We start from the raw sequence: 12,153 nt of genomic DNA on the forward strand, positions 1-12,153 counted from the left end.
ACCTTCAGCCTGCTCGCGATGGCCGGGATGCATCTTAAGTGGATTACGTCAAGAGCTTGGACGAACCCCGTTGGGGCTTGCTTCCCAGTATTGGCGCGGGTCAGAGCCCTGTGGGATGGCAGTCGTATGCCTTAAACGTGATAGACTAGTGTGCGGGAAAGGGGAAAGTCCACATGGTTTTTGAGGTCGGCGAGACAGTAGTTTACCCTCACCACGGTGCAGCAAAAATTGAAGAAATCAAGATGCGCACCATCAAGGGCGAAGAGAAAATGTATCTCAAGCTCAAGGTGGCCCAGGGTGATCTGACCATTGAAGTTCCAGCAGAGAATGTTGATCTTGTTGGTGTTCGGGACGTAGTGGGCAAGGAAGGCTTGGAGCACGTTTTTGACGTTCTCCGTGCCGAGTTCACCGAAGAACCCACCAACTGGTCACGTCGTTACAAGGCGAACCTGGAGAAGCTTGCTTCAGGTGATGTCATCAAGGTGGCAGAGGTCGTTCGCGATCTTTGGCGTCGTGATCACGATCGCGGCCTTTCCGCAGGTGAGAAGCGGATGCTGGCCAAGGCACGGCAGATTCTGATTTCAGAACTGGCTTTGGCCGAAAAGACGGATGAAGAGAAGGCTGCAAGCGTTCTTGACGAGGTCTTGGCTTCCTAAGAATTGAGCCCGGTGGTGCGAAGGCGCCGCCGGGTTTCTTTTTGCCTAAATGCGCCCGGGAAGTACCCTTGAGGCCATGACTCACCCTTCCAATCGCGCCGTCACGGCCGTGATCGTGGTGGCCGCCGGTTCAGGTGAACGCCTGGGCTACGGTATGCCGAAAGCCCAGGTTCCCTTGGGCGGAGAAACCATCCTCATGCACGCCCTGCGCGGCGTGGTGGCGTCCGATGTCGCACGCCAGATCTGCGTTGCAGTTCCCCAGGGGGACACGATCCTGCGCGAACAGATAGCCGGGTTCACGGTTGACCTGGTGGACGGCGGACCGGAAATCACGGTGGTCGACGGCGGTTCCTCCCGCGCGGATTCGGTCCGTGCCGCACTGGCAGCCTTGGAAGACGGCACGCAATTCGTCCTGGTGCACGATGCTGCCAGGGCACTGGCCCCTGAACGCGTGTTCCAGCGGGTGTCCGACGCCCTGGCCGCCGGTGCCAAGGCCGTCATTCCCGTGATGCCTGTAGTGGACACCATCAAGACCGTTGCAGCAACGGATGCCGGTGACGATTCCATCGCGCCGGAAGTCGTGACCGGAACCGCGCCGCGTGAGCAACTCCGGGCCGTCCAGACGCCGCAGGGCTTTGAACTGGACACCCTCCGCCGGGCCCACCAGGCCGCCGGTACCTTCGATCACAAGCAGTCAGCCGCCGTCACGGACGACGCCATGCTGGTTGAACTGCTGGGTTCTCCGGTCCATGCGGTCCGTGGCGCCAGCCAATCGCTGAAAATCACCACACCCCTGGACCTGATCATCGCAGAAGGCCTCCTCGAAGGGCCCCTTGGCATGCGCTGGGTGGAAGGATGACCATGCCGGAGAACATGATGCTGCCCAGGACCGGTGTGGGCATTGACGTCCATGCTTTCGCCCCCGCAGATGATCCCCAGCCGCTGTGGCTTGGGGGGCTCCACTGGGAAGGCGAGCAGGGCCTGTCCGGTCATTCCGACGGCGATTGCGTTGCCCATGCGGCAGCCGATGCCCTGTTTTCCGCGTGCGGCATAGGTGACTTGGGAACACACTTCGGGACAGACCGCCCTGAGTTTGCCGGTGCTTCCGGCGCGATGCTCCTGGGCGAGGCTGCCCGGATTGTGCGCGCCGCAGGATTCGAAATCGGGAACGTTGCCGTCCAGTTCGTGGCCAATCGCCCCAAGTTCGGCCCCCGCCGCGAGGAATCCCAGCGTGTCCTGAGCGAGGCTGCGAATGCGCCGGTCAGTGTCACGGCCACCACCAGCGATGGCCTGGGCTTTACCGGCCGCGGCGAGGGAATCTCCGCAGTGGCCACAGCCCTGGTGTACCCGGTGGCAGCCGCGGGCCACCCGGGTCCCGCAAAAGGGGCGCCGCATGCTTAAGCGGCCATCCGGCGTCGGGCGTTCCATCACATCGCTGGCCGCAGCCTTGGCAACTGTGCTCCTGATGGGCGGGTGCGCGGGCGCCACCACCATGGATGTCAAAGCCAGCTGCGATTTCCTGAACGGCGATACGTTCAAGCCTGACGGCAACCAGCAGCAACAGTCCAAGCAGATCGCCGCCCATTATCACGAGATCGCGGACAAGCTGGCGCCGGAGATCAGCGGTCCCATCAAGGAAATGGCCGCCATCATGGACTCTGCCGCCGGTTCATCGCTGGGTGCCGCGACGCAGCAACAGCAGGAAAAGCTCAAAGTGCAGTTCAACAAGATCGGCGAATACTGCAAGTAGGCAGGTCCCCGCGCGTCATCGGCTAATCTGGAGCGGTGACCCTGCGCTTTTATGACACCGCCTCCGCCGAAGTCCGCGACTTCGTTCCCCTCGAAGACGGCAAGGCCAGCGTGTACTACTGCGGGGCCACCGTGCAGGGCATGCCCCACGTGGGCCACGTCCGCTCAGCCATTGCCTTCGACCAGTTGACGCGCTGGCTGGAGTTCCGCGGACACCGGGTCACAGTGGTCCGCAACGTCACGGATATTGATGACAAGATCCTCACAAAATCCGCGCAGTCGTTCGGCCCGGACTGGGCTTCCGAACCCTCGGGGCGCGAAAACGAAGAGTGGTGGGCCCTGGCCTACCGCTACGAGCAGGAATTCCAGAAGGCCTACGATTCCCTGGGCGTCCAACGGCCCACGTACGAGCCCCGCGCCACCGGCCACATCCCGGAAATGCACGCGCTCATCCAGCGCCTCATCGACCGCGGACATGCCTACCCCGCCTTGGATGACTCCGGCGACGTCTACTTCGATGTCCGTTCCTGGACCAAGTACGGCTCGCTGACGCGGCAAAATATTGACGACATGCAGGGAGCGCCGGACGCCGACCCGCGCGGCAAACGCGACCCGAGGGACTTCGCGTTGTGGAAGGGTTTCAAAGACGGTGAGCCCGTCACCGCAAAATGGGACTCGCCGTGGGGTGCGGGCCGACCCGGATGGCACCTCGAATGCTCCGCGATGGTCACCAAATACCTGGGCCAACGTTTTGATATCCACGGTGGGGGATTGGACCTCCGCTTCCCGCACCACGAAAACGAAATGGCCCAGTCGCAGGCTGCGGGGGACGGGTTCGCAAACTTCTGGATGCACAACGGCATGGTCACCTACGCCGGTGAGAAAATGTCCAAATCCATCGGCAACACGGTCAGCCCTGCAGAGATGCTGGAGCTCGCCCCGCCGCGCGTGGTCCGTTATTACCTGGGCCAAGCACACTACCGCTCCGTCCTGGACTACCGTCCCACGTCGCTGCAGGAGGCCGCCGCGGCGGTGGAACGCATCGATGGCTTCATCTCCAAGGCCACAGCAAAGGTCAAGCACACTATGGGCGGACCGCAGCAGTTCGCCATGGCGCCCCAGGCCCACATGCCAGAGGCATTCATTGCCGCCATGGATGATGATCTGAATATTCCCCAGGCCTTGGGAGTCCTCCACGAAACGGTCCGCGCCGGAAACACGGCGCTTGCGTCCGGGGATGTGGACACCGCAAAATCAGCCCTCTACAGCGTGCTGGCCATGACCAATGTTTTGGGCCTGGACGCCGTCACTCAACCCGGTTCCGCGCAGGGCCATGAAGACTCCGCCCTCCAGGTCCTGGTTGAAGCCCAACTTCAAGCGCGTGCCGCAGCCAGGGCCGCCAAGGACTGGGCGGCCTCGGACGCCATCCGGGACACGCTGGCTGCAGCCGGCGTCGTGGTCGAAGATGGTGCGGACGGTGCCACGTGGAGCCTCAAACGCGACTGACAAAATGGCGCTGCGGCCGAATTGCATGGGTTCAGTAGACTTGATTCCAGACTTACTCACAAAATCAAGGATGGAATCCCATGGCCAACAACGGTAACCGGTCGGTCAAGAAGAAGAAGGGCCCCTCCACCGGAACCGGTGGCCACGGCCGCAAGGCCCTCGAGGGCAGGGGTCCCACGCCCAAGGCGGAGGACCGCGTCTATCACAAGGCGCACAAGAGCAAGCAGTTGGCTGAGCGCTCAGCCGCCAAGCGCGCACCCGGTGCACGTTCCGCCGGCGGGGGAGCCCGCTCCGGCCCCAAGGGACGTGCCACCGAAGAAATGGTCACCGGCCGTAACTCCGTGGTGGAAGCCCTGCGCGCAGGCATCCCTGCGAAGGCACTGCACGTGGCTATCCGCATCGAAATGGACGATCGCGTCAAGGAATCCCTCAAGCTTGCCGCAGAGCGTGGCATTCCGCTGTTGGAAACCGGCAAGCCGGAACTGGACCGCATGACCGAGGACGCTGTCCACCAGGGCCTCGTGCTTCAGATCCCGCCGTACGAGTACCAGGACGCTTATGACCTCGCTGAGGAAACACTCGCGAAGTGGAAGAAGGGGCACATCTCCAACGCCCCGATCTTCGTGGCGCTGGACGGCATCACCGACCCCCGCAACCTTGGCGCCATCATCCGCTCCGTGTCCGCCTTCAGTGGCCATGGCGTGATCGTTCCCGAGCGCCGGTCCGTTGGCGTCACCGCGTCTGCGTGGAAGACCAGCGCCGGTGCCGCTGTCCGCGTCCCCGTGGCCCGCGCGTCGAACCTCAACAACGCCTTGAAGCAGTTCAAGAACATGGGCATCTACGTCCTGGGCCTGGACGGCGACGGCGACGTTTCGCTGCCCGACCTCACCGTAGCCACCGAGCCGGTGTGCATCGTGGTGGGTTCAGAGGGCAAGGGCCTCAGCCGGTTGGTCCGCGAAAACTGCGACCAGATCGTCTCGATTCCCATCGACTCAGGCATGGAATCGCTCAATGCTTCCATGGCCGTGGGCATCTCGCTGTACGAAGTCTCCAGGCAGCGTTCGGCCAAATAGTTCTCCGCCTTCCTGGCGGGCCGGCCGGGTCAGAAGACGTGGCGGTTCGCCAGGACCGGAAGCTTTTTGCGGGCCTCGTCCACCTCTGCGTGGTCGAGGTCCGCGAAGATGAGACCCGGCTCGCCCTCAAGGGCATCGAGCACCCCGCCCAAAGGATCGACGACGGCGGAGTACCCCACCCCGGTGGGCGCGGAGCCTTTGGGCTCTGCACCCTGGGTGGCCGGATCCCCCTGGCCGCAGGCCAGGACGAACGTGGTGGTGTCCACAGCGCGGGCGCGGGCCAAAAGCTGCCACTGTTCAGCTTTGCCGGGGCCCGATCCCCAGGACGCTGACACGATGTTCACCACTGCCCCACGGTCCGCGTTGGCCGTGAACAGCGCCGGGAATCGGATGTCGTAGCAGGTGGCCAAACCAAAGGTGAGGCCGCCGGCGTCGAACGTCACGGGGTCTGTACCGGCCTCAACGGTGTCCGATTCCGCGAACCCGAACGCATCGAAAAGATGGATCTTGTGGTAGCTGGCCTCGACGCCCGGGCCCGTGGCCACCAAGGTGTTGCGTACGCGCGGCGCCCCTGATTCGGAGGCGTTGCCCGGGGTAAACATCCCGGCCACAATCACCAGCTGGAGTTCCGCGGCCAAGGCACGTACCCGGCTGGCCCACGGGCCGTCCAGGGGTTCGGCGATGTCCAGCAGCGAGTTGCCGAAGGCGCGCATCATGGCCTCCGGGAAGACCACCAGCGCAGCGCCGCCGTCCTTGGCCTTGCGGGCGTACTCCTCAAGGAGCAGCAGGTTGGCAGCTACGTCGCGGCCGGTGATGACTTGAGCCAATGCAACACGCAATGAGACCTCCATTTGTCTGCGTCCAGTATGGCAAGAATCCACAAGGCATGGCCCAACCGCGTCATATGCGCGCCCGAGGCGGTACTTAGTGGGCGTGGAACTAAACTTGCCAACAATGGTTATGCCTATCTTTGACACAGCAGCAGCCGTGGATGCTTCACAGCCCCGGCCCCTCGGACTGAGCGCCCCGCAGCCCGGTCCCTCGGACGCGGAAAATTCACGCGATCACACGGTGAATGTCGCGGTGTTTGCTCCGGGCCTTGAGCGCGTCGAGATGGTGTTCCAGGCCCCCGGCGGAGTGTGGAAGGCACATGTGCTTCCCAATACCGGGGATGGAGTCCACTTTGGCCTGGTTGACGGGATCCCGCCCGGCACGCGGTACGGATTCCGCGCCGCGCCTTCGGAAGGCGGCCTCCCTGTATCGGTTCCCGCTGAGGATGTGGATCACGACGCCGGTCAGCACCTGCTGCTGGATCCTTACGGCCGCGCCGTGGACCAGCGCGGCGAACTCCTGACGAGCGTGCACGTTGACACCGGCTTTGACTGGGGCAATGACCAGCCGCCGCGCACGCCTCTGCGCACCTCGGTGATCTATGAAGCACACGTCCGTGGGCAGACTATGCTGCACCCGGAGATACCTGAGCACTTGCGGGGCACCTACGCCGGCATGGCGCATCCGGTGATGATCCAACACCTCACCGAGCTGGGCATCACTGCCGTGCAGCTCCTCCCCATCCACTTCCACCTGGACGAATCACACCTCCAGGACCTGGGCCTCACCAATTACTGGGGCTACAACACCGCAGCCTTCTTCGCGCCGCACGCTGATTACGCCACGGAAGCAGCCCGGGCCGCCGGGCCGCACGCCGTGCAGGACGAGCTCAAGGGCATGGTCAAGCTGCTCCACGCAGCCGGTATAGAGGTCATCCTTGACGTGGTGTACAACCACACTGCCGAGGCAGGTCCTGACGGTGCGCCCATCAGCTTCAGGGGGCTCGCGGAGGACCGCTACTACCGCCATGATGCCCACGGCCGGTACCTGGACACCACCGGCTGCGGCAACACCCTGGATTTCAGCGACCCCGTGGTGGTGGACCTGGCCCTGGATTCGCTCCGGTACTGGGTAAATGACTTCCATGTGGACGGCTTCCGCTTTGACCTCGCCGTCACGCTCTGCCGCGACGCCGGGAATTCCTTCGATCCGCAGCATCCTTTCCTGCAGGCGATTGCCGAGGATCCGGTTCTGTCCGAAGTGAAGCTGATCTCCGAACCCTGGGACGTTGGCTACGGCGGCTGGCAGACTGGCCGCTTCCCGCAGGGCTGGTCGGATTGGAACGACCACTTCCGCGATGGCGTCCGCAGTTTCTGGCTCTCGGACCGCGCCGCCATGGAGGCCGGTGGCCGGGGTGGGTCGGTGGCCGGGCTGGCTGAGCTGGTGGCAGGATCCGCCAACCTCTTCGCATCTTCCGGACGCAGCAGGCTGGCATCGGTAAACTTCATCACTGCGCACGATGGCTTCACGCTCAAGGACCTGGTGAGCTACGACCGCAAGCACAATGAGGCGAACGGCGAGCAAAACCGCGATGGGCACGGAGACAACCGCAGCTACAACCACGGTGCTGAAGGCCGCAGCGAAAACGAGGCAATAGTTGCCGCCAGGGCACTGTCAGTCCGGAACCTGATGACCACCCTGTTGTTGTCCTTCGGAGTTCCCATGATCACGGCCGGGGATGAGCTGGGCCGCACGCAGCAGGGCAACAACAATGCTTACTGCCAGGACAACCACACCGCATGGCTGGACTGGAGCCGCACCCAGGAAGCCAACGCCATGTTCCGGACCACCCGTGAGCTGATCAGGGTGCGTCGGTGGTTCCTGCGGCACCAGCCGGAGAGCTTCCCGGGAAAGGCCAACGATTCAAGCCTGCAATGGTTCGATGACAAGGGCCAGCGGATGACTCCTGCCAGCTGGAACCAACCCAACCTCCGCACCGTGCAGTTGCTGATGGGGCACGAGGACAGCGACACGCGTGGGCTCATTGTGATCAACGGCAGCAACCAGGACGTGAAGATGGTGCTGCCCAAGATCCTGAGCGAGAAGGGCACCCCCAAGCGCATGTTCGAGCTCCGGTTCACCACGTCGGTGCTCCATGAACGCCGCAAGGGCGCGTTGGTGGCCTCCGGTGAACGGGATATCCTGCAGGCCAACACCATCAACGTCTACCGCACGTAGGCACCAGCCGGGCAGGAGTTTTCCGAATGAACCGCAGCCGCAGCAAGTGGGTGGCCTTCGCGGGCTTGGTGATCGCCGTCGTCGTGCTGGTGGTGGCGATGGTGGGTGGCGGCGCCTTGACCGCGCCCACTGCAACGCAGACCGCGACGCCGGCTCCCGGCGTTTCCACGGCGGCGCCCCGTGCCGTACCGGGCAGCACAACCGCTCCGGCCAAAACCGGGGCAGCCGTTGCCAATCCGTCCAACTTGCCTTCCATCAACGCCTCGCAGTTGCCCGGGGAAGCCCGGCAGACGCTGGCCCTGATCGCCAAGGGCGGACCGTACCCGTACAGCCGCGACGGCGTTAACTTCGGCAATTTCGAGGGACTGCTGCCGCGGAAAGCCGGCGGGTTCTACAAGGAGTACACCGTGGTCACGCCTGGGGAGTCGGACCGGGGTGCACGCCGGATCATCGTGGGTAAGGACACCGCCAAGTACTACACCGCGGACCACTACGAGTCGTTCGCGTTCATTGTCGAGGACAAGTAGGAGCCCATGAAAATCTATTCCGCAGATACCTGGACCTTGGACGAATTGCAGGAGCAGGTCTCCGACGCGGGCCGCAGGACTGTCATGGTCCCACCCGCGACCACCAAACAAACGGTCCTCGAGGTCTTCGGACAGGTCCTAAACTTTCCGGAATACTACGGCGTGAACCTTGACGCCCTGAACGACTCCCTGCACGACTACGCTGACGCGCTGTCAGAGGACGACGGCGGCCCCGTCACCATGATCTGGCAGGTCCCCGCGGCCTACCGCACAGACCGTTCCTTCGGTGTCGTGTGCGAAATCCTGCAGGACGCAGAGCGCTACGCCGGCCGCGACCTGGCGGTCATTGCGGTGTTCCAGCACTAACTGCGCCGATTTACCTTTCGTGCCGGCCAACTCCCGTACCTGACCGTCCAATCCCGGTCGGCCGAGATAGCCCTACGACGAGCGATCGGCTCTAGTCGATGGCTAATTTGCCGATCCTTCATCCTTGAGGGCTTCATCGTTGGAATAACAGCGGGTTCCCTAGGCGGGGTCATCGGAACCATCACGACGCTTTCTGTGTCTTGGATCCAGGCCTGGCCACCTGTGTTGCCCTCAGGGCTATGGCTGGTTGGAATCCTTCTGGGTACGGCCACCGGTATTGTGAGCGCCATTTACCCGGCTTGGGTCGCCAGCCGCAAGGATCCCGCTATTGCGATTCGCGGCTAGCAAGCCCCAAGAATTCGCTAAGGCTAAGATCCCTGTGCCCTGCATAAACGTGGCTGGCCCGCTTTCCCGTTGTTACCCAACAACGGGAAAGCGGGCCAGCCACGTTCCTGGGACTAGGCGTTGGCGATCAGCCCCAGCTCTGCCTTCGATGCCAGGGCCGAGTGCTTCGGGAACACGCGGACGGTGTAGCCAAAGGAGCCTGAGCGGTTGATGACCAGTGACCCGTTGAAGAGGTGCCGGCCGTTCCCGAGGTCTTCCACGGAAGCCAGTTCAGCCACCACCACGTCTTCCAGCTCATCGCTTTCTTCGGCGCGTCCGAAGGCCACTTCCACACTCACGTCATCCGGCGTGAGGTTGTTCAGGGCCACGTAGGCGTTGACCTGAAGGGTGTCACCCACCTGGGGTTCCTCGGAGACGCCCACGGAATCAACGTGTTCCACCACAACGCCGGGCCAGGCACCACGAACCTTGGACGTCCAGGCAGCGAGTTCCTTGGCTTCCTTGAAGGACCCGGCCGTGGCGCGGCGACCTGACACCGCGGCCGGGCAATAGAGGTTGTTCACGTAGTCGTGCAGCATGCGTTCCGCGGAGACCGCAGGGCCCAGGTTGGCCAGCGTGTGCTTGATCATGGATACCCAGTGGGTAGGCACGGTCTCCGTGCTGGACTCGGACGGCCCTGCTGCCCCCGCACCCTGCGCAACGGTGGTGCCGTAGAACCGCGGAGCCACCTGGGTTTCCAACAGTTCGTAGAGCGCCGAGGCTTCAATGTCGTCGCGTTCCTCCGCGGTGGCGTTGTTGTTGGCGGTGGGGATGGCCCAGCCGTTCTCGCCGTCGTACATCTCATCCCACCACCCGTCCAGGACGGACAGGTTCAGTGAGCCGTTGATGGCGGCCTTCATGCCGGAGGTGCCGCAGGCCTCCAAGGGGCGCAGCGGGTTGTTGAGCCACACATCGCAGCCGGGGAACAGGGTGCGGGCCATGGCGATGTCGTAGTTGGGCAGGAACACGATCCTGTGGCGGACCTCGGGATCGTCGGTGAACCTGACCAAGTCCTGGATCATCTTCTTGCCGGCATCGTCAGCGGGGTGTGATTTGCCGGCGATGACCAACTGGATGGGGTGCTTGGGGTCCAGGAGCAGTGCCTTCAAACGGGCGGGATCCCGCAGCATCAATGTGAGGCGCTTGTAGGTGGGCACGCGGCGGGCAAAGCCGATGGTCAGGACGTCGGGGTCCAGCACGGAGTCGGTCCAGCCGAGCTCGGCGTCGGCTGCGCCGCGTTTCTTCCAGGACGACCGGAGCCGTCGTCGAACATCATCAATGAGCTGTGCGCGCAATTCGCGGCGCATGGACCAGACGTCCTCGTCGCTGACGTTGTAGGCCAGGTCCCAACGGCCCAAGGCTTCTGCCTCGGCGCCGAACTGGTGGCGGGCCAGGGCAGAGATGCGCGGATCCACCCAGGTGGGTACGTGGACGCCATTGGTGACGGAAGTGATGGGAATTTCGGAGTGATCAAAGCCCGGCCACAGGCCGGAGAACATTTCCCGGGACACCACACCGTGCAGCTTGGCCACACCATTGGCCCGCTGGGCCAGGCGCAAGCCCATCACGGCCATGTTGAAGACCGACGGGTTTCCGCCGTCGTAGTTTTCGCGGCCGAGCTCCAGGATCTTCTCCGTGGGAACGGCAGGTGCCAATCCGGCGTCGAAGAAGTGCTTGATCTGGACCGTCTCAAAGCGGTCAATGCCGGCCGGAACGGGCGTGTGCGTCGTGAAGACAGTAGAGGCACGCCCGGCGGCCAGGGCTTCATCCCAGCTGAGGGGATCGGCCGCGTTGGACATGGCTTCCTGGATACGCTCGATCCCCAGGAATCCCGCGTGGCCCTCGTTGGTGTGGAAAACCTCGGGGGCCGGGGTGCCGGTCAGTTCCTGGTACACCCGAAGTGCTTTGACGCCACCCATGCCCAGGAGGAGTTCCTGCTGCAGCCGGTGGTCGCCTCCGCCGCCGTACAGGCGGTCCGTGATGCCGCGCGCGGCTTCGTCGTTGGAGGGAACGTTGGAGTCCAGCAGCAGCAGCGGAACGCGTCCGACGTCGGCACGCCACACGTGCGCGTGAAGCTCGCGTCCGTTGGGCAACGGAAGGGAGATGTGGACCGGCTTCCCGGGGACGCCGTCCTTGCCCGGGTGGCGGAGCAGCGTCAACGGAAGCCCGTCGGGATCCAGGACCGGGTAGGTTTCCTGCTGCCATGCATCGCGTGAGAGCGACTGCTTGAAGTAGCCGGCCTGGTACAGAAGTCCCACGCCGATGAGGGGAACACCCAGGTCCGAGGCTGACTTGAGGTGGTCGCCGGCCAGGATGCCCAGGCCGCCCGAGTACTGCGGCAGAACCTCGCTGATGCCGAACTCGGGAGAGAAGTAGGCAATGCAGGCCGGAGCGTCCTCGTTGAGGCCCTGGTACCAGCGCGGTTCGCTGAGGTACCTGTCCAAATCAGCGGCAGCGTCCTGGACCCGGGAAACAACCTCGCCGTTGTTGGCGAGGTCCTGGAGCTGGTCGCGGCTGATGGAACCCAAAAGGGCAATGGGATCGTGCTGCGACGCTTCCCAGAGCGCCGGGTTGAGGCTCGCGAAAAGCTCCCGGGTGGGACGGTGCCATGACCAACGCAGGTTGGTCGCCAACCGGGCCAAAGGCCTGATGGGCTCGGGGAGGACGGTACGGACTGTAAACCTTCGAATTGCCTTCACGAGCGCCACACTAACTGACGTACATGGCAGCCGGAACCGCTTTGGGTTTCTTTTAGGTAAAAGTCATCTTGCGTCAGTGAGATAGGTCGTGTGCTTAGCATTCTCAGGTGATTGTCGCTAACGT

The 12,153-nt window shown here is 63.6% G+C and carries 12 protein-coding genes; 10 read left to right on the forward strand and 2 right to left on the reverse strand.

Features of this window, described 5'->3' with window-relative positions:
* Positions 1 to 173: 173 nt before the first annotated feature.
* The 6 genes from JOE60_RS03755 to rlmB all read left to right on the forward strand — a co-directional run bounded on the left by JOE60_RS03755 (position 174) and on the right by rlmB (position 4,984).
* Positions 174 to 656, forward strand: coding sequence for a CarD family transcriptional regulator (locus tag JOE60_RS03755; RefSeq protein WP_011690592.1), 483 nt, complete (start codon positions 174 to 176; stop codon positions 654 to 656).
* Between the two features lie 76 nt (positions 657 to 732).
* A complete protein-coding gene (gene ispD / locus JOE60_RS03760; RefSeq protein ID WP_167264993.1) occupies positions 733 to 1,515 on the forward strand; it encodes a 2-C-methyl-D-erythritol 4-phosphate cytidylyltransferase in 783 nt (260 codons plus the stop codon).
* The gene (gene ispF, locus JOE60_RS03765) at positions 1,512 to 2,057 is read left to right on the forward strand and encodes a 2-C-methyl-D-erythritol 2,4-cyclodiphosphate synthase (RefSeq protein WP_167264992.1); all 546 of its coding nucleotides are present in this window, start codon (positions 1,512 to 1,514) and stop codon (positions 2,055 to 2,057) included. Before ispD ends, ispF begins: the two co-directional genes overlap by 4 nt.
* Positions 2,050 to 2,406, forward strand: a complete 357-nt coding sequence (locus JOE60_RS03770; RefSeq protein WP_167264991.1) for a hypothetical protein — start codon at positions 2,050 to 2,052, stop codon at positions 2,404 to 2,406. Before ispF ends, JOE60_RS03770 begins: the two co-directional genes overlap by 8 nt.
* Positions 2,407 to 2,441: 35 nt before the next feature.
* Positions 2,442 to 3,911: a cysteine--tRNA ligase gene (gene cysS / locus JOE60_RS03775; RefSeq protein WP_167264990.1), complete on the forward strand. Its 1,470-nt coding sequence runs from the start codon at positions 2,442 to 2,444 to the stop codon at positions 3,909 to 3,911.
* Between the two features lie 80 nt (positions 3,912 to 3,991).
* Entirely contained in the window at positions 3,992 to 4,984 is a 993-nt protein-coding gene (gene rlmB, locus JOE60_RS03780; protein ID WP_167264989.1) for a 23S rRNA (guanosine(2251)-2'-O)-methyltransferase RlmB, read from the forward strand.
* 29 nt (positions 4,985 to 5,013) lie between these two features.
* On the opposite strand, the gene JOE60_RS03785 is transcribed toward rlmB, so the two are convergent.
* A complete protein-coding gene (locus tag JOE60_RS03785) occupies positions 5,014 to 5,823 on the reverse strand; it encodes a carbon-nitrogen hydrolase family protein (protein ID WP_167264988.1) in 810 nt (269 codons plus the stop codon).
* Positions 5,824 to 5,938: 115 nt separating this feature from the next.
* On the opposite strand from JOE60_RS03785, the gene glgX reads away from it, so the two are divergent.
* Genes glgX through JOE60_RS18560 form a run of 4 tightly spaced genes read left to right on the forward strand, consistent with a single transcriptional unit; the run spans position 5,939 to position 9,291 of the window.
* On the forward strand, positions 5,939 to 8,053 hold the full coding sequence (glgX, locus tag JOE60_RS03790) for a glycogen debranching protein GlgX (protein ID WP_167264987.1): 2,115 nt from the start codon (positions 5,939 to 5,941) through the stop codon (positions 8,051 to 8,053).
* 26 nt (positions 8,054 to 8,079) lie between these two features.
* The gene (locus JOE60_RS03795) at positions 8,080 to 8,580 is read left to right on the forward strand and encodes a guanyl-specific ribonuclease (protein ID WP_167264986.1); all 501 of its coding nucleotides are present in this window, start codon (positions 8,080 to 8,082) and stop codon (positions 8,578 to 8,580) included.
* A gap of 6 nt (positions 8,581 to 8,586) precedes the next feature.
* Positions 8,587 to 8,946 (forward strand): barstar family protein, encoded by a 360-nt coding sequence (locus tag JOE60_RS03800; RefSeq protein ID WP_167264985.1) that lies wholly within the window; start codon positions 8,587 to 8,589, stop codon positions 8,944 to 8,946.
* 39 nt (positions 8,947 to 8,985) lie between these two features.
* Entirely contained in the window at positions 8,986 to 9,291 is a 306-nt protein-coding gene (locus JOE60_RS18560) for an ABC transporter permease (protein WP_420851408.1), read from the forward strand.
* 113 nt (positions 9,292 to 9,404) lie between these two features.
* Here JOE60_RS18560 and glgP read toward each other — a convergent pair whose 3' ends face one another.
* Complete coding sequence (gene glgP / locus JOE60_RS03810) at positions 9,405 to 12,029, reverse strand: alpha-glucan family phosphorylase (RefSeq protein WP_204814826.1); 2,625 nt, start codon at positions 12,027 to 12,029, stop codon at positions 9,405 to 9,407.
* Positions 12,030 to 12,153 lie beyond the last annotated feature (124 nt).

The sequence above is a fragment of the Paenarthrobacter ilicis genome (assembly GCF_016907545.1).
Lineage (GTDB): Bacteria > Actinomycetota > Actinomycetes > Actinomycetales > Micrococcaceae > Arthrobacter > Arthrobacter ilicis.

Coding starts and splice junctions, on each gene's coding strand:
- JOE60_RS03795 (WP_167264986.1), top strand. CDS start 8,080: ATGAACCGCAGCCGCAGCAAGTGGGTGGCCTTCGCGGGCTTGGTGATC.
- ispF (WP_167264992.1), top strand. CDS start 1,512: ATGACCATGCCGGAGAACATGATGCTGCCCAGGACCGGTGTGGGCATT.
- JOE60_RS03800 (WP_167264985.1), top strand. CDS start 8,587: ATGAAAATCTATTCCGCAGATACCTGGACCTTGGACGAATTGCAGGAG.
- rlmB (WP_167264989.1), top strand. CDS start 3,992: ATGGCCAACAACGGTAACCGGTCGGTCAAGAAGAAGAAGGGCCCCTCC.
- glgX (WP_167264987.1), top strand. CDS start 5,939: ATGGTTATGCCTATCTTTGACACAGCAGCAGCCGTGGATGCTTCACAG.
- JOE60_RS03770 (WP_167264991.1), top strand. CDS start 2,050: ATGCTTAAGCGGCCATCCGGCGTCGGGCGTTCCATCACATCGCTGGCC.
- JOE60_RS03755 (WP_011690592.1), top strand. CDS start 174: ATGGTTTTTGAGGTCGGCGAGACAGTAGTTTACCCTCACCACGGTGCA.
- ispD (WP_167264993.1), top strand. CDS start 733: ATGACTCACCCTTCCAATCGCGCCGTCACGGCCGTGATCGTGGTGGCC.